Source organism: Nitrobacter sp. (assembly GCF_051535215.1).
Lineage (GTDB): Bacteria > Pseudomonadota > Alphaproteobacteria > Rhizobiales > Xanthobacteraceae > Nitrobacter.
This window is the reverse complement of sequence record NZ_JBPPLY010000002.1, coordinates 61530-79061: the sequence shown is the minus strand read 5'-3', so window position 1 is coordinate 79061 and position 17532 is coordinate 61530. Positions and strand designations below refer to the sequence as shown.

The 17532-nt window shown below is 60.9% G+C and carries 12 protein-coding genes; 7 read left to right on the top strand and 5 right to left on the bottom strand.

Annotation, left to right across the window (positions count from 1 at the left end; translation table 11 throughout):
* Nucleotides 1–553 precede the first annotated feature (553 nt).
* Together ACS3WB_RS03030 and ACS3WB_RS03025 are read left to right on the top strand one after the other, a co-directional pair.
* Nucleotides 554–3814: a tetratricopeptide repeat protein gene (locus ACS3WB_RS03030; protein ID WP_438274096.1), complete on the top strand. Its 3261-nt coding sequence runs from the start codon at nt 554–556 to the stop codon at nt 3812–3814.
* Between the two features lie 243 nt (nt 3815–4057).
* The gene (locus ACS3WB_RS03025; RefSeq protein ID WP_438274095.1) at nt 4058–4876 is read left to right on the top strand and encodes a formate/nitrite transporter family protein; all 819 of its coding nucleotides are present in this window, start codon (nt 4058–4060) and stop codon (nt 4874–4876) included.
* A 278-nt stretch (nt 4877–5154) separates the two neighbouring features.
* Here ACS3WB_RS03025 and ACS3WB_RS03020 read toward each other — a convergent pair whose 3' ends face one another.
* The gene (locus tag ACS3WB_RS03020) at nt 5155–5580 is read right to left on the bottom strand and encodes a PadR family transcriptional regulator (protein ID WP_438274094.1); all 426 of its coding nucleotides are present in this window, start codon (nt 5578–5580) and stop codon (nt 5155–5157) included.
* A gap of 215 nt (nt 5581–5795) precedes the next feature.
* A complete protein-coding gene (locus ACS3WB_RS03015; protein WP_438274093.1) occupies nt 5796–6011 on the bottom strand; it encodes a hypothetical protein in 216 nt (71 codons plus the stop codon).
* Between the two features lie 1258 nt (nt 6012–7269).
* Between ACS3WB_RS03015 and ACS3WB_RS03010 the strand changes: the two genes are divergently transcribed.
* Nucleotides 7270–8019, top strand: a complete 750-nt coding sequence (locus ACS3WB_RS03010) for an HAD-IA family hydrolase (protein WP_438274092.1) — start codon at nt 7270–7272, stop codon at nt 8017–8019.
* Nucleotides 8020–8090: 71 nt separating this feature from the next.
* Here the strand turns inward: ACS3WB_RS03010 and ACS3WB_RS03005 are convergent, their stop codons facing one another.
* Nucleotides 8091–9461: a glycosyltransferase gene (locus tag ACS3WB_RS03005; protein ID WP_438274091.1), complete on the bottom strand. Its 1371-nt coding sequence runs from the start codon at nt 9459–9461 to the stop codon at nt 8091–8093.
* 265 nt (nt 9462–9726) lie between these two features.
* Between ACS3WB_RS03005 and ACS3WB_RS03000 the strand changes: the two genes are divergently transcribed.
* The 4 genes from ACS3WB_RS03000 to ACS3WB_RS02985 all read left to right on the top strand — a co-directional run bounded on the left by ACS3WB_RS03000 (nt 9727) and on the right by ACS3WB_RS02985 (nt 15985).
* Complete coding sequence (locus tag ACS3WB_RS03000) at nt 9727–9957, top strand: hypothetical protein (protein WP_438274090.1); 231 nt, start codon at nt 9727–9729, stop codon at nt 9955–9957.
* 248 nt (nt 9958–10205) lie between these two features.
* A complete protein-coding gene (locus tag ACS3WB_RS02995) occupies nt 10206–11099 on the top strand; it encodes a hypothetical protein (protein WP_438274089.1) in 894 nt (297 codons plus the stop codon).
* Between the two features lie 90 nt (nt 11100–11189).
* Entirely contained in the window at nt 11190–13643 is a 2454-nt protein-coding gene (locus ACS3WB_RS02990; RefSeq protein ID WP_438274088.1) for a glycosyltransferase, read from the top strand.
* Complete coding sequence (locus ACS3WB_RS02985) at nt 13640–15985, top strand: glycosyltransferase family 2 protein (protein ID WP_438274087.1); 2346 nt, start codon at nt 13640–13642, stop codon at nt 15983–15985. Before ACS3WB_RS02990 ends, ACS3WB_RS02985 begins: the two co-directional genes overlap by 4 nt.
* Before the next feature lie 15 nt (nt 15986–16000).
* On the opposite strand, the gene rfbD is transcribed toward ACS3WB_RS02985, so the two are convergent.
* Together rfbD and rfbC are read right to left on the bottom strand one after the other, a co-directional pair.
* The gene (gene rfbD / locus ACS3WB_RS02980) at nt 16001–16915 is read right to left on the bottom strand and encodes a dTDP-4-dehydrorhamnose reductase (protein ID WP_438274086.1); all 915 of its coding nucleotides are present in this window, start codon (nt 16913–16915) and stop codon (nt 16001–16003) included.
* Nucleotides 16915–17469, bottom strand: coding sequence for a dTDP-4-dehydrorhamnose 3,5-epimerase (gene rfbC, locus ACS3WB_RS02975; protein ID WP_438274085.1), 555 nt, complete (start codon nt 17467–17469; stop codon nt 16915–16917). Before rfbC ends, rfbD begins: the two co-directional genes overlap by 1 nt.
* Nucleotides 17470–17532: the final 63 nt, after the last annotated feature.

Here is a 17532-nt window from a genome sequence, read left to right as displayed (position 1 = left end):
GGCGACAGCCCTTGACAACCCGCCTCACACCGGCTTCCCAACAGATGGCCGTCAGCAAGACGAGAGTCTCCAGGCCGAACCTAAAATTGAGAGTTAAGAGAATAGAGAATGAAGTAACCCGTGAAATAGTGCTTGACTTGGAAAGCTCGTAGAAGTCTTGCTCCGCTTACCCGCGTTATGGCCTGCATGCCCAAGCTGCACCGTCTCGCGTCACTCTAACCAGAGAACCAGAGACTTCAGTCACTTCGCGATCTCCATTGACAGCTCCGGTTGCAGGCTTCCGGTTGCGGATATGGTGGGGGTCGGGACTTGAACACTCTGGCAGGCGTCGCCTTTGCACGACGCACGTTCGGACCGTCGTCTGAATGTGACCGTCAAATGCGCCATGGAGGACCTTCACGAGGGCGCCGATCAAGGTCTCTCGTGCCGACCGTGCAGCGCGTCAGCGTGGATTCGACCTCGACGTCTCCTGGTTGACACACGACGAAGCTGCCGGATTTGTCCAATTCCATGACGATGCTATAAAATCAGTTGTTCAATGAGGTCCCCTACGATGTCGCAATCGCGTCCGGTATCCGTTAGCAGCACGATCGAGGACATGCAGGCGGAGCGCAGCGCGCTCGAAGCCTTTGCCAACGATCGCGCCCGCGACTTCGTCGGCAGGCAGTCGGTCATCGCGCGCGTCACCGAGCTCTGTACCTCTCCTGCGAAAGCCCTTTCTCCAACGAGGGAAGGTCCGCCCTGGGGCATCTGTATTATCGGCGATCCCGGCGCGGGCAAGAGCGCGCTGTTCGGCGAACTTCTTCGCCGCACCAGGGAAACCGACGCTTTTGTGCTCGCACATGCGGCCGGCGCCACTCCGCAGGCCTCATCGATCGACGCCATGCTGCGCCGCTGGATCAGCGAACTCGGCAATGCGCTCGAGGTCGGCGACGTCGATCTCGCCACGAATATCGAACCCGAGATTGTCGAGAGGGCTTTCGCCTCGCTGGTGGCGCGGATGTCATCGCAGCGCCGCGTCGTTATTCTGATCGATGCGATCGACCGGTTCAACAAGAGCGCGCGCGGAAAATTCACGAGCTGGCTGCCGCGGCCGTGGCCGATCAATGTGCGTCTCGTCGCCACCGCCATTGCCGGCGGCGCCTCCAAGGCGCTGGTCGAGCGTTCGGGCGTGGAATCTTTGACTTTGCCGCCGCTGGACGCGGCGGAGGCGCGTGACATCACAGACACCCTCATCAAGCGCCATCGAAGCAAAATCTCACCGCAAGTGATCGGTGCGTTGCTTGACAAGAAACATGCAGGCGCCCCCGCCTTCGGCAATCCGTTGTGGCTGACACTCGCCATCGAGGAACTGGAGTTGCTCGACACCGAGTATTTCGCCGACATGCAGCGTGAATATTCCGGCGATCCGGGAGAACGGCTGCAGAATGCGATGATGGACAGCGTCGGGAGCATGCCAACCGATATTCCGCGCCTCTATCGCGCAACGTTCGACAGCGCTTCGGCAACGTTGGGCGCACCTTTTGCGTCGGCGTTCATCGGCCTGCTCTCCGCGAGCCGCTCGGGATGGCGAGAAAGCGATTTTCGTCAACTGCTGCCGCAAGTCAGCGGCGAACCCTGGGACGACAAACGTTTCGTCGCATTGTGCCGCGTATTCCGCAGTCAGATTCAACAGCATGGCGCGCTCGCACAGTGGGATTTCAACCATCCCCAGGCGCAGGCCGCCGCCCGTTCGCGCCTGGCGGGGCTTCGCCTTTCCAACGCCCAACTGCATCTGTTGATCGCCGACTATCTTCTGAGCCTGCCGCCGGACGATCCCCTGCGCGCGTCTGAAACGATGGTGCATCTGCTGGCGAGCAAGGACGCCGCACGCACTGCCCGATACTATGGCGATTCATCCTTGAGCGAGGCGGAACTGCAAGGCGCCACGCGCGCGCTTGCCGATGCGGCAATTTCACCGGCCGCCGGTACTCCGGCAGCAGCCGCACAAGACATCAGCCGCTTGCCCGACAACCCCGACAACTCCGTCCGCGCGCATGTGGCCGAGCGCTTTCTTTTCAATCTCGACGAAGCGATCGAACGTCACGTCTCTCCCGAGGCCCGCCAGCTTATCTTGAATGCAGTCGGAGCAGCGTTCGAGCAGTTGCTTCGCACCGATGCCGACAATGCAGGCTGGCAGCGCAGCCTGTCGGTTGTACGCGACCGCGTCGGCGACGTGCTGGTGTCGCAGGGCAAGTTGCCCGAGGCGCTGAAATCGTATCGCGACGGGCTCGCGATCAGGGAGCGGCTTGCAAACGCCGATTCCGGTAACGAGGAGCGGCAGCGCGATCTGTCATTGTCGCACGAGAAGATCGGCGACGTGCTGGCGGTGCAAGGCAGGCTCCCCGAGGCGCTGCAATCCTTCCGGAGCCAGCGCGCGGTCGCCGAGCGGCTGGCGAAGGCGAACCCCGGCAATGCCGAATTGCAGGTCAGTCTGTCGCTATCGCACGAAAAGGTCGGTGAAGCGTTGATGGCGCAAGGCAAGCTGGACGAGGCACTGGAAGCCTTCCGCAGCCAGCTCGAGATCACTGAGCAGTTGGCCCGTGCCGCCGACACAGATGACAACGACTGGCAGCGCGATCGGACGCTGTCCTACGATCGCGTCGGCGAGGTGCTGATGGCGCAGGGCAAACTGCCCGAGGCGCTGGAGGTGCTGCGTAACGGCCTGACGATCAAGGAGCGGCTCGCGAAGGCCCATCCCGACAACACCGGCTGGCAGCGCAGCCTGTTGCTCTCTCATGATCGCATCGGCGACGTGCTGGTGGCGCAGGGCAAGCTGCCCGACGCGTTGACAGCTTTCCGCTCGGGACTTGAGATCGCCCAGCAACTCTCGCGCGCCGAACCCGACAACGCCGGCTGGCTGCGAGACCTGTCGGTGTCCCACGCCAAGATCGGCGACGTGCATGTCGCGCAGAGCAGCCTGCCCGACGCGTTGAAATCCTTCCATGAAGGGCTGACGATCAGGCAGCGGCTGGCAACCGCCGATCCCGATAATTCCGATTGGCAACGCGGCCTGGCGGTGTCCTACGATCGCATCGGCGACGTGCTGCTGGCCCAGGACAAAATGGCGGACGCGCTGCAAGCCTTTCGCGACCAGCTTGCAATTGCCGAACGGCTGGCACAATCCAACCCCGGCAACACTGGCTGGCAGCGCGACCTGTCGGTGTCGCACGAGAAAGTCGGCGACGTGCTGGTAGCGCAGAGCAGTCTGCCCGAAGCGTTGGAGTCGTTCCGCAACGCGCTCGCGATCAGAGAGCGGCTGGCGCGCAACGACCCCGGCAACCCCAATTGGCAGCGCAGCCTTTCGGTGTCGCACGATTGCATCGGCGACGTGCTGGAGGCGCAGGGCGAGGTGGACGAGGCGCTGAAATCCTATCGCAACGCGCTTGCGATCAGGGAACGACTGGCGCAAAGCGACCCCAGCAACGTTGTCTGGCAGCGCGATCTGACGGTGTCCTACGCTCGTATCGGCGAAGCGCTGGAAGCGCAGGGCAAGCCGGACGAGGCGCTGAAATCCTTCAACGAAGAACTCGCGATTCTCGAGCGGCTGTCGCTCGCCGATCCCGGCAACGTCGACTTGCAGCGCAGCGTTGCTGTAAGTCAGGGACATCTTGCCGAGATGTATCGCCGGTCCAACGATCGCGACAATGCGCTGACCGCGCTGCGGCACGGGCAAGCCGCCATGGAGAGCGTTGTCAGGCGTGCGCCGGAGAATGCCGGCTGGAAGAAGGATCTCGACTGGTTCAACGAGCAGATCGAGGCCTTCACGGAGTAAGCCGTCCGCTCCTTCGAGTGATCAATATCGGCGCGACGCACTTTGCTGCGTCGCTTGCAATCGGCCGCACGCGTCTGACCGGTCGAGCGCGCCCTCCCCACGCCTGTCAACTCCGCCGATGAAATCTCGGGGAGCGGAATGGGACGTACCGTTGCACGGTATGCAGATGTCTGATATGCGTTTGAGTGATAACGGGACCGCCTGAAGGGCGGTGATCGGGAAAAATCAACAGGGGGGAACGCGATGGCCGATTATGCGAACGCCAGCGTTGTAATCGAAACGGTACCGCCGGCGGAGATGGGGGCCGCGCTTGCCGCGGACGCCGCCAAGAAGGCCAAGTTCGGCACCATTCATCTTCTCATCCGCGGTTTTCTATGCACGCCCTTTCTGGCCTACGGAGCCTGCGTGACCTTCGCGATGGTCGCCGCCGGCATCCCGCTCGGTGTGGCCGGACTTGTATTCCCGGCCGGTTACGTAACGCTGAGCTTTCTCGGCCTGGAGATGGCGACCGGCAGCTTCGCGACGATGCCCATCGGCATGTACGCCGGAACAGTCACGCCGTTCCAACTGGTTCGCAACTGGACATGGACTCTTGGCGGCAACCTCCTCGGAGGTATTTTCTTTGCCTGGCTGCTGTGGTTCTCACTGACCAAGGGTGGATCCATCGAGCCGGACGCCATGCTCAAGGTCATCGCCAAGACCGCCGAAGCCAAGGTGAGCTACATCCATTACGGCATCGTCGGCTGGTGCGCCGCCATCGGCAAGGGCGTGCTGTGTAACTGGCTCGTGAGCCTAGGATCGGTCATGTCCAAAGCCACCCGCAGCACCGTAGGCCGGGTGGTGCTGATGTGGATCCCGATCGGGATGTTCTTCGCGCTGGGCTTCGAGCACACCGTGGTCAACATGTGGCTCTTCCCGACCGCCATCCTCTCGGGCGCCAATGTAAGCATCTACGAATGGTGGGTGTGGAACCAGATCCCGGTCACCATCGGCAATATCCTGGGCGCGATGGTGCTCAACGGCACGCTGTGGTACTTCACTCATACCCTGCAAAGAGAATGAGCCGGACGCGCAGTTAATCTCGATCCAATCGTCATGCCCGGCTTTACGCCGGGCATTGACGTTTTAAGACCGGAATCAAAGGCGAAGCTGGCCGGAACGCACTTGAAGCGGAGCGGTATGCATCCTGATGAAAACCAGCGAGCCGTCATGGCCGCTAGAGCCGTTTGAAAAAACGGCATTGCATGCACTGCCTACGTCCTGACCAGCCTCTCGCTGCCCGTTTCACTCCGGAGCAGAAAGACTGATCGAAGACCGCATAGGTGTGGCCGCCAGAGGTCTTATTTCCTGGGCATAGCCGCGCGGGCGAGGACGTCCAGCAGGCCTTCCGTGGCGTCTGCATCGGCCTCCTTCAGCCGTTCCGCCATTCCAAGCGCCTGTCGCCAGCGGGTGACGCGTTCGCCGAGGGCAGTCAGGCGTCCGAGAACGGCAGCGGCGCGATCGTGGTTCTGCTCGAGAAAGGCGCGACCTTCATCGGTGATCGTGAAGAGCCTGGGGGGATCGACAGACGCGGTCAGATGACCGGATTCCACGAGACTGGCCAGCATCGGATGAACGACGTTCGGGCTGGGCAAGAACCAGTCGGCCGTCATTTTCTCGATGGTTTGGATGATCTCGTAGCCACGACGCGGCGTCTCGGAAATGAGCGAGAGCGCAATAAGACGCAGATCGTCTTCGGCCACACCCTTCGATGATGGAGCCGTCATTTTTGTTCTCCGTCAAGAAACCTTCGCTCGAAGGAAACCCATATTATGCTGTAACGCAAGACATATTTCGCCGGCTTGCGATCGATATCTTGCAACGTCCAGAGCGCTCCATCTGCGTCAAGCCGTGTGCGCCGCCTGCAAACTTTCCGCGACTCGGTTGGGCCAAACAGGCTCCGACGCAGTTGGACCACTCGGGAACCTGCATCAGCCCCGCTTCAAAAAATTTTGGCCCGGTGCTTCCACTCCGGCCGCGCAAAATCCTCGTCCACCCGCTTCACATGAAGCCCGCGCGGCAAGACCTGACCGCCCTGCTCGTCCGCGACAGGAAGATCCGAAATGAGGCCGGCCTGCAACGCCGCCCTCCAGGCATCCAGTTCCGTCGCCGTGAATGCACCGATGCGTCGATCGCGATCGAATAGCGCGTAAGGCATCGTTTTTCTCCCTGGCTGTGTTCCTAACAACCGGCCGAACTCGTAGACCGTTCCCCGTCGCGTCCTCGCCGGATGAAGTCCGACCCGACATCCATTAACGCGTACTCTTGTGAGCTTCGGACGTGATCGGTTTCCGAACGTCAAAAGATGCTGTGTTAATCAGGTCACAGCCGAATCACCCCGATGTGGATCATCCTGACGGCGTATGGCTGCGAACAAGGTAACGGCAGTACACAGGGCTTGATGATTTCCAAGCTTCGCCTCGAGCCATTCCCTTGAAAAGGGAATGGCTCTCTCTTTGATCTCTCACGGTCCTGCGGCGCCCGGAAATTTTTCCGGAGGCAAGACTTTCCAGCTTCCGGCACGACCGTCAGATAGACTGACTTCAAGTCGTCGAGACTCGCATACCCCAAACAGCAGCGCGATCTCAGAACGACCTGAGCTCGCAGCGAGGCGCGCCACGAAACGACGCCTACTTCGGCGTTTGCAGCCCCGAAGAATTCACCCACGCATCGATATGAGCTGCCGCGTCCGCCTGACGCGCTTTCCTTAACGCCTCATCCCTGCGTGCGCCGGGAGGCAGTTCATGCGCCGCCTTGCGGGCGTTGGCCGCAAACTCGACCAGACGGTCCTTCAAAGGCTTAAGTTGAATAGAATCACGTCGCACCCTCATTGGCGTTGCTCCCTCGTTTGGAGAGGCGGAGCGCGCACAGCGTCTTCCTGACCTCTATCAGAGCCACAACCTTCGTGGTGGTCTTATAAGTGTGCGCCTTCCCTGGGCTGAATGCGAGTCAAATCGAATGGAACAATTCAAAATGCCGCAACAGCAGGCTAGGAATTTGGTCAAACAGCGAAATCCGTTTTCGTTTTTGTCTGTCATATTTGTTCGTCCAACTTGTGTCTGTTCATGCGCCGTTTGCACGCTTGCTCGCATGAGGTGGCCGCAATGAAACCCATCTGTTGGCGAGGACCTGGATTTCCAGCTTGCACGAGCATAGCCGGCAAATGTGGTGTTATCCGCAGGGAGCAATCACCACTTAAAACCGTCCGGCCATAGCGAAATGACTTCGGCATGCCTCACTGGGCTAACGCCCCGTTTGGTGTCATAAAAAATGCTTTCAGCTTATCCAAAGAATAATGAATTGCCCAAATCGCCGAAACCGGATTGTGATGCGGGCGACCGCCGTTCGATCCCCTGCCTGCTCTGGACATCGCGAGCGGACCTGTTGGAAAACTGGCTTTTCGGAATGTTGGGAAAATGAGCGAAACGTTTGCCACGAACTTGCCCCCTGATCGCATCAGGGCGTTGATTATTGAAGCACGCGCCCTGATCCTCGACGTCGATGGAACACTTGCCGAAACCGAGGAGGCTCATCGTCAGGCGTTTAACACCGCTTTCGCCGGAGCCGGCCTTGATTGGCACTGGGATCGCGCGGCTTACAAGAAATTGCTCCGGGTGGCGGGAGGAAAGGAGCGTATCCGCGCGTTCGACCACGCCCGAGACGGCCAACCGTCGCTATTGTCGGACTCCCAGATCGCCGAACTGCACCAGGTCAAAACCAGGCTGTATGCGGAGTTGATAACCCAGGGCGGCTGCCCGCTTCGGCCTGGCATTCGTGCTTTGCTGGATGCGGCGCGGCGGCGCGGCCAGCCTCTGGCAATTGCAACGACAACCTCGCGCGACAATATCGATGTGCTGCTCTCGGCCTCGCTGGGCAAGGACTGGGAGCAGTGGTTTGCGGCCATTGCCGCCGGCGACGAGGTGACAAGGAAGAAACCTGCGCCGGACGTTTATCTGAAGGTGCTCTCAAAATTGAAACTGCCCGCGCCGCAATGCCTCGCTATCGAGGACTCCGGCATCGGTCTGGCTGCAGCAATAGGCGCTGGAATTCCTGTCCTGATCTCACGAAGCGCCTATTTCAGCGACGATGACTTTTCAGGCGCGGCTTGCACGATCGACGATCTGACGGAGGTGACAAACGTCCCTGCAAATGGATCGGAAACCTGATCGACAGGAGATGTTTGATCCGAGTGGCAAGATGGACCTTCGGGTCAGGCCAGCGAATTTTCTTCTTCCCGTTAATCATCGCCTGAGCAGGATGGACTTTGGTCTTCCGCATCTGACATTTCCAGTCCGAGCGGAGCGAACGATTTTCGCGACGGGCGCCTGACGGCCGCCGGCCATTCGGACGCGGGGCGCCCCGTCCAGACGTTTCGCCGGGCTGGCGTCGCGGGCGCCTTCAGATCCAGAAGCTCACGCATCCGCGGAACACAGATGCGCGCAGCATCATAGTGCTCAATGACAAAATGGCGGGCTGCCTTTCTGATTGCTAAAAAGCGGTCAGGTTCCTGAAGCGCTTGGACGACCCTTTCCGCCAGTTCGTCAACGGCAAAAAATGGCACGAGCAGGCCGTTGTCTCCGGAACTGATGACTTCGCGCACCGGCGCGGTATCGGATCCTATCACCAGGCAGCCAGCGCTCATCGCTTCCAGCGCCGACCACGACAGCACGAAGGGATATGTCAGATAGACGTGAGCGGATGAAACCTGAAGTGCTGCAATAAAAGTATCGTATGGAACGCCGCCCATGAAATGAACGCGCGACATGTCCAGCTGATCGCGCACTTCCTCCAGAAAGATCGACTTCCAGTTGCTGCCCGTCGGCGGAGGGAGGCCATAAGACAATCCGTCCCTGCCGATAATGACAATCTGCGCGTCGGGCCGGCGCCTCAGAATTTCGGGAAGCGCGCGCATGAAGATGTGGTAGCCCCTGAGCGGCTCGAGATTGCGCACGACGAACGTCACGATTTCATCGGAGGCGCCGACCCGCCGGCCGTTTGGAAGTGTCAGGTGCGCCTGTGGATCAGGGCGCACGCGTGAAGTATCAATTCCTTCATGAACAACTTCGATCTTGCTTTGATAATGCCTTGGAAAAGTCGATTGCTGCCAATATGTCGGCGAAATTCCGACATCGCAGTCAGCGAGTGCTAGCAAGGTTGTTGCATTCTTGAGCTGCAGTCCGATATGGCCGTCCCGACCGGACACCGGAAATTCCGGATCGAACCCGATGTCGCGTCCTTCGGCACCGTAATAGAACTCGCAATAGACCAATTGCCTTGCCCTGGGGAACATGGTGCGTAACGGCAATGTTTCTCCCCAGCCAGGATGCGCAAGGATCACGTCCGGTGAAAAGCCGGAAGTCGCCAGGGTCGAAAGGCTGTAGAGGACCTGCTCGGCCCGACGGCACTCAAGATCGAAGCGTCTCGCGAATGGATGCGTTCCGGAGACATCGGCATCAGGAAGTGCATATTTAATCAACTTGACCGAAGACATCGGCTGCGCGCTCGATGCGCCGACGGCCGCAAGCTCGAAACCCGGCTCGGTGGCCAGCGCCGCCGCGAGATTGCGGTATTGCGCAGGGAAATTGTTGTGAACGAATAAAATCTTCATCGATATGACATCTCGGCTGAGCGTGTGCGTTGCCTTTTAAGTAAAAAACTTTCGCCAGCGAACCATTCAATAGCAATCTCGTCCAATTATTCCTCGTCTAATTTATCGTGCGTTGACAAGTTCCAAATGAATTGGGAGCCTCAATCATCGAGCGTGACTTCCGTCTGACATCTTCCTGCCCTAAAAGTCGTCGAAGTTGAAGCTGCGTGAAAATTCCGAAGTCGCTATATGGTGTAAAATACAATCGAAACGCAGGGCGTTCGCGATGAGCCTCAAATTGACACAACATCCTTCCGACTACTCGCCGCAAATCCTGCATCCGGATTGGAGTGGCTTTGAGAGCCTGCCGGATACTGCCGAGAGTATCGCAGATACCATCACACTGCTGAGAAATGAGAACGATAGATTACGCAAGATGGCCGCATCGTTGAGCGTGGAGGCTGAAAACATCCGGCAATCTCTCTCGCCGACGAGATCAACCGCCTTGCTGGTTTGATATTCCCGATCATGACCGGTCGTCATGGACGTCTTGGAGAGAATCTTGGTCCGTCTCGTCCGATGCGAGAAGGGTTGACTGCGAGAAAGATCGACAGGATCGGCGCCAGGCAATTTTGAGAAGCGAAGTGATGAGCGCGGGCCGGATCGGCGCAACTGATCGATCGTCGGCTCGGCTGTATCATGACAGCACTTTTCGACACCCGCCGACTGCACACGATGAAGCGGCACGGCTGAAGGAGATGACAGGTGGATCTGTTTCGAGGCACGACAAACGACGCTGAGCAACAGAAAGTGCTGAGTCTCGACCGCGGGCTGTTCTTTGTGAATTACAAGAGTGCCGATGACGCCGTCTCGCCGCCTCACGTAGTCGTCGCCCCCGCCGAAGGGCATGAGCGGCGCATGGAGATTATCCTGCATCCCGATGCGACCGAGCCAACGTTGTGGCAGCCCAATTCCGGCCTTGTCGTGCGGGTCAACACGCCCGGCACTTTGCAGGTTCAGGTTCAGCCAGCAAGACTGGGTGGCTCGCGAGCCGCTATCGTACGCGTCGAACAGATCCAGGCTGGCCATGCACCCGCAGCATTCGGTGAGAACAACAGCGCGAGGATTCCCACGGATGTTGCAACCGACGGCCTGAAAGTGCTCGGCCATGTGGCGGGTCGCGGCGACGTTGTCGTCGGCCCCAATGCGTGGATAGCGGGGCCGACCGCACCCTCGCGCGTGGAAGGCGTGGCTCTGGAGTGGCCGGACAAGCCCGCAGGCGTCGATATCCGTTACGCGGTCCAGTTCGCCAATGGTCAGTCCGGCAGCGGAAAGATGGTGCCGCTTGGCACCTATGCCGGTACTCGCGGCCGGGCTCTCCCCCTTACCGCCGTCGTTCTCGAAATGAGCGGCTCCGACGACCTGAGGTTTGTCGCCGAGGCAGGCTTCCTGAATGCGCCAACACTCCGCGCGGTCGGCAGGCGCGTGGTGTTGTCGGGTCCGACCAACCGCGAACCACTGGTCGGTATTCGCATCGGCATCGAGCATACGGCAACCGCGGAACAGGTCGCGGCACCTGCAATACCGCGCAAGTCTGGCGGTTCTGCGCGGGTGAGGGTCTTCCGCAGTCAGCAGCGTCAGGCGAGTGCGGCCCGATAAACCGCTGGTTTCCGCTTTCGGATCGGCCTCCGGAGGCCAGCAGCCGCTTCGAGGCACAGGTCAGGCGTTCACTGGTCAGGACAATGCCAGATGACCCTCGGGACCGCGAGTGATACTCAGGCTCGTGCCGGATTTGGCTCGCACGTCAAGCTCGAACGCATGGCCGCGCAAGCAATCAGGGATGAGGACTTTCTCGCGGCGTTCAAATACGCCGACAGGCGTTGCCGGATCGGTGCATCGGCTGCGCATTGCTTGGTTCTCCGCGCGGAGGCGAACTGGCGGTTGAAACGCATGGAGGCGGCCATGGCCGACCTCGCCGAAGCGCTCCTTATCGACCCATCTGATCTCGCCGCCAACCGCAGGATGCTTGCCTGGGCAACGGACGACCGCCGGCAAGCCGCAGCAGCCAATCTGATCGGCCGCGACAGCAATCCGGTGATCCTGCGAGCCGCAATCGAAGAACTCCGCCGTGCGGGGGATCGGCATTGGACCGCCTGTTCGGTGTTTGACAATCACGTGACCGGCTGGGTCGCTTGGACCACGCCGACCACGATCGAAGTCAGCCTTGCGGTTGAAAACGGCACTCTTACCAACACGCTTGAACCCAATTCCTTTCATCCGCTGGCCGGCATGGAGGTTCAGGCGACGGCTTTTCTCGTTCGGCGCCCACCGTCCCGCACACCTCAGACGTTGATACTGGCGTGCGATGGCGAGATCGTTCAGGTTCGCCGGCTCGCTCCCAATCTGTCGGCTCCGCCGGGTATCCGAACCGGCGCGCGCCGATCCGCCGCGCAACGATCCGAGATCACCGCGCCCACCGTCATCGTTCCGGTGTACCGGGACGTTCAGGCCACGCTCGACTGCTTCGACAGCCTCATCAAGGCGCGCGCATCGGCCGAACGACAGTCCTTCCGCATTCTGGCGGTTGACGATGCCACGCCCGAACCGGAGTTGCAGCGTCATCTGAAGGAGTTGGCTGCGGCCGGCACGATTGATTGCCTCGTGAACGAGATCAATCTCGGCTTCGTCGGTGCAATCAATCGCGCGCTGGAGACCATACCCGCGGGCGATATCGTGCTGCTCAATTCGGACACCGTCGTCCCGCCGGGGTTCGTCGAGCGCTTGGCGGACGCGGCGCACTCTGCGCCGGATATCGGAACAGTCACCCCGCTGTCGAACAACGGAGACATCTTTTCGTTTCCGACGCCAAACGATCTCAATCCGATGCAAAGCTATGAGAGCATTGTCGACATCGACCGCGTCGCGAGCATCGCAAACGCCGGCGATGTCACGGACGTGCCGAGTGGCATCGGCTTCTGTCTCTATATTAAACGCGACTGTCTCGCCGCCATTGGCGGCCTCTCGGACAACTTCGAGCGAGGCTATCTCGAGGACGTCGACCTTTGCTTGCGCGCACGCGCCAAGGGTTTTCGCAACGTCTGCGCATCATCCGTCTATGTCGGACATCATGGCTCGAAATCCTTTCGGAGCGAAAAGCGAAGTCTGGTGCTCCGCAATCTCGATATCCTCGATCAGCGATTCCCCGACTACCGACGGGAATGCCGCGCGTTCGAGGCTGCGGACCCGTTGCGACCCGCGCGTGCAAGGCTCGATCGCACACTGAGCTGGTCTTCTGAGTCCTCTGTGCTGATTCTCGGCAATCGGCGAAACGTCGCTGCCGTCGCCGAGGAGCGGGCCAGCCACCTCCGCGAGCGTGGCGAGCGCGCCATTCTCCTGCTGCGGGAGCGTAACGTCGTTCATCTCAAGGCGGCCGACGGGAGCAGCCCACAGACCGTTCAGTTGAGTTTCGACACCGAAGCGGCGATCGCCGAGGCCGCCGATATCATGACCCGGCTGCATCCTGCTCGCGTTGAGATCATCGAGCCGAATCCGTTGCCGGAGTTGGTCGCGCTGATGCGGAGACTTGGCCTTCCCATCAATCCATGGGTGACATCAGGCGACCTCGGCAAAGCTATCATCGAGCTTGCTGACGAAACGCCGTTTTTTGCCCCCGGCAAGGCGGCCAGGGCGTTTGCGAAGGTCTGCTGGCCCAACCGCAAAATCGTTCTCAAGGATTGGCCAACCCTTCCGCTGACGCTGCTGCAGGTTCGCGGTGAGCGCCAGTCACTTGCGATCGTGCCTTCGGCCCCCTCGCCTGCGTCGTTTCGCCTGATACGAAGACTGGCGCAGCACCTGGGGCGGCGGGAGCCATCCACATCGATCATTATCGCCGGTACGACAACTGACGACGATCGTCTGATGTCCCACGCGAATGTTTTCGTGACGGGTGCGGTTACAGCCGGCGAGATCGGCGATGTGATCGCGCCGCATCGTCCAGGCTGGCTGCTCACGGATTTCGAGGAGCCGACCTTCGGCCATCCTCTCATCGAAACCGCGAGGCATGCCACGATACCTGTCGCATACCGCGACTGGTCTGCCGGATCGGTCAAACCGCGCAAGCAGGATCTTGCGATCCCGGCGGACGCGGACGATCGAGACCTGGTCGATGCCGTCATCGAATGGATCGAGCGTTCAGGAGCATGACGCGCGTCATACCAGCCCGCAAACTGCCGATCGCCGAGCCGGGACTGGTCAGCCGGCTCGCGCTCGGCGAGGACGGCACGGTGTCAGGTTTCGTGTTCGATCCGCGAGCTCCGGAACGCCGCTTCACGGTCGACATCCTGCTTGACGGGCTGGTGCTGAAGACGGCGCATGCCGATGTTTTCACGCCGGAATGCAGTCAGCAGGACCACAGCAACACATGCGGCTTTGCGGTGGCCATTGATCTCGATCTGCTCCGTTCCGCCCGCCACCTTTCGGCGCGCCTCGCCAATCTCGGAACTCCCGTCGGCCACCCCATCGATCTTGAGAACGCGGCTCCGGTCCGTCTTGGCCGGTCGTGCAAGCTGCGCTGGCTGGGCGGTCTGCACTTTCAGGGCTGGATCGACAGCGAAGCTGCCGTCACGCTGGAAGCAATCGTCGATGGAGAATCAGCCGCACAGTTGCGCGCCGCGGCCTGGACTCACATCGGCGGCGAAGCCGAGGGAGTGGCTTCGCGCAACGTTCGCGCTTTCGATTTCCATGTCCCGCAGCGCTTTGCCGACGGCCGCGTCCATCGAATCCTGCTGCGGCGGGAAGACGGCGAACAGATTCCGGCAACAGCCGTCTTCGTTGCGTTTCCCGATGGCCTCACCGGAATGATCGACGTTATCGGCGGTTACGACGCCGAACGGCTGCGCGGCAAGCTATACGATCAGCTCATTCCCGCCTCGCTGCCTCTTCACGACTATGCCGACTGGCGCGACCGCTTTCCCTTACCAGAGCCGCAGCCAAGTTCGCTTCGGCTGGCGGTCGTGATCGCCGGCAGCGATGGCGCGCAACAAACGCTGTCTACGCTGGAAACCCAGAGCAACCAGAACTGGACCGCGGGCGCGATCGACGGTCAGCCGCTCCTGATCGACAGTGATGCCATGCTGCAATTTCTGCACGATGCCGCATCCGATGCGAGCCACATCGTGGTGGCCATGGCGGGTGTGGCGCTGGAGCGGAATGCGCTGGCGCGGATCGCCGCTGCTTTCGATGCGCATCAAAATGCGTTGGCTATCTATGGCGACCTCGACTTTCTTTCTGATGACGGCCGCCTCTGGCCGCTTGCCTTTCCGGCGTTCGATTATGAAAGAATGCTCGAGCAAGGGTATTGCGCGCATCTGTTCGCAGTCCGGCGTGATGCCCTGATCGCCGCGCTCGGCGCCCGGCCGGATACCCTGTACCGCCTCTTCAATGGCTTGCTGGATCGGACCGGGCCGCAACAGGCGGATGTCCTTCATTTGCCCGGAGCGTTGGCGACCATGCCGGGATTCGATCGGACAAAAGCCGGCCGGTTGCTGTCCGCCGCGAGCCAGTTGCACTTGCGGGCGCGCGGAATTGATGCGGAAGTCACCGACCAGCGAGGCAATTTCTTTCCCGCGGTTCGAATCAGGCGACCCTTCGCGCGACAGCGGACGACCGTGATCATCCCGACGCGCGACCGCGTATCGCTGCTGCGCGCGTGCCTCGACAGCATTGCACCCGCGATCAGACGCTGTCGCGCTGATATCCTCGTCGTCGATAATGACAGCGCCCATCCGGAAACGATCGACTTTCTTGCCGATCTGCCACGACGCGGCGTCCGGACATTACGGATCGAGGGGCCGTTCAATTTCGCACGCCTCAACAATCGCGCCGCCGCACAAGTCGATACCGACATTCTCTGCCTCCTCAACAATGACATCGAGGCAAGCTCCGATGACTGGCTCGAGGAGATGCTGACACGCCTGGGTGAACCGGACGTCGGCGCAGTCGGTGCGCTGCTGACCTTGCCCGGCGGCGTCGTTCAGCACGGCGGCGTGGTGCTGGGCATGAACTTTTCAGTTGCGCACGCATGCACAGACCGAGTCAGCGATGACCCCGGCTTTCTCGATCAGCTCCTCGTGGCGCACGAATGCAGCGCGGTGACTGCGGCCTGCCTTGCAACCCGGCGAAACGATTATCTTGCGGTCGGCGGAATGGACGAAAACCGCTTCGCCGTGGCGTTCAACGACGTCGACTATTGCCTGCGCCTGCGCGAGGCCGGCAAACGCATCGTCTTTACGCCGCACGCGAAGCTGATTCACGCCGAGTCCGCCAGCCGGGGTAACGATAACCGCGCCGACCGGCGAGACCGGTTCGAACATGAACTCAACCTGCTGCGCGCACGCTGGGGCGAGGTGCTCAACGATGATCCAGCCTACAATCCGCAACTGTCGCGCGACGGCATTCCATATGGCGGCCTGGCCTGGCCGCCCGGGCGACGGAACGCTCGCTACAACAGTCCGCCACGTGGGCACGATTTACCGTTGGGGTTTTGACGAGGTGCCGAAAGGTTAGTAACCCGCACGCTCGCGTTGCAAGGTGACAAAATTATCAAGCTCCGCCGATAATGCATCCTGCCAGGCCGGCGTAGTCACTCCGAACCGGTCCTTCAGACGCGACAGATCGAGCCTCGAATTGCCGGGCCGTATGGCCTTCGTCGGGAAATCCGCCGTTGCAATCGGGGTGATCGTCTTGACTGCGAGCTTCATGCCGCGCGACTTCAGCCCCGCGACGATGGCGCTGGCGAAGCCGTGCCAACTGGTCTCGCCGGTGCAAGCGAGATTGACGATACCGCCGCTGCGCGCGAACGACCGTTCGAGATTCGTCGCATTCGGCAGCACGATGCCGGCAATGGCATCGGCGATTGCGCTTGCGGTGGTCGGCGCGCCCACCTGATCGGCGACGATGCGGAGATCCTCGCGTTCGCCGGCGAGCCGCGCGATGGTGCGCAGGAAATTGGCTCCGCCCGCGGCGTAAACCCACGAGGTGCGCGCGATCAGATGCGGTCCGCCAGCGGACCGTATGGCGAGGTCCCCGGCGAGCTTGCTCGCGCCATAGACCGAAAGCGGGCCTGTGCGACTATCCTCGCGCCACGGCCCGTCTTCTGTTCCATCGAAGACATAATCGGTCGAGAAATGCACCAGCGGCACACGCTGACGTGCGGCCCACGCCGCGATCGTGGCAGGCGCCTCGGCATTGATCCGGAAAGCAAGCTCCCGCTCGTCCTCGGCGCGGTCCACCGCGGTATAGGCCGCGGGATTGACGATGAGGTCGGGTCTGAAAGAGTCGAGCGTCTTCGCAAGCGTCTCCGGCTTTGACAGATCGAATTCGGCGCGTGAGGGAGTAATCAGCGTGCCGCCCTTTTCCAGCAACGACCGCAGCGCCCCGCCGACCTGACCGCTGGCGCCTGTCAACAAGATCCGCATCAGACCTGCCCATAGACCGGTAGGTTCTTGACCTCGGCCAGCAGCGGCGCCTCCGCGTCCTTGGCCGACAACGATGGAGCCTCCACGCCCCAGTCGACGCCGATCGCGGGATCGTTCCAGCGAATCGAGAGCTCGTCCTTCGGACTGTAGAGATCGTCGCATTTGTAAAAGAAGTCAGCGGTCTCGGAGAGAACGACGAAGCCGTGCGCGAAGCCTCGGGGGACCCAGAGCTGGCGCCTGTTTTCTTCACTCAGTTCGACGGCAACGTGACGCCCGAAATTCGGACTGCCGACGCGCACGTCGACTGCGACATCCAGCACCTTGCCGCGCAGTACGGTCACCAGTTTTCCCTGGGTCAGCGGATTTTGCAGGTGAAGACCGCGCAGCACGCCACGGGCGGAGCGGGACAGGTTGTCCTGGATGAACGGACGTCTGACGCCGTACTCGGCGTAACGGAGGAATTGATAGGTTTCGAGAAAAAAACCGCGCTGGTCGCCGAACAGTCGCGGCTCGATGATGATGACGTCAGGAACGTCCGTCTCAATAACATTCATTTCATGTCACTTTGAATTTATTAACTTATGCCAGCTCCTCATTGATAACAAACTTGCGAACTT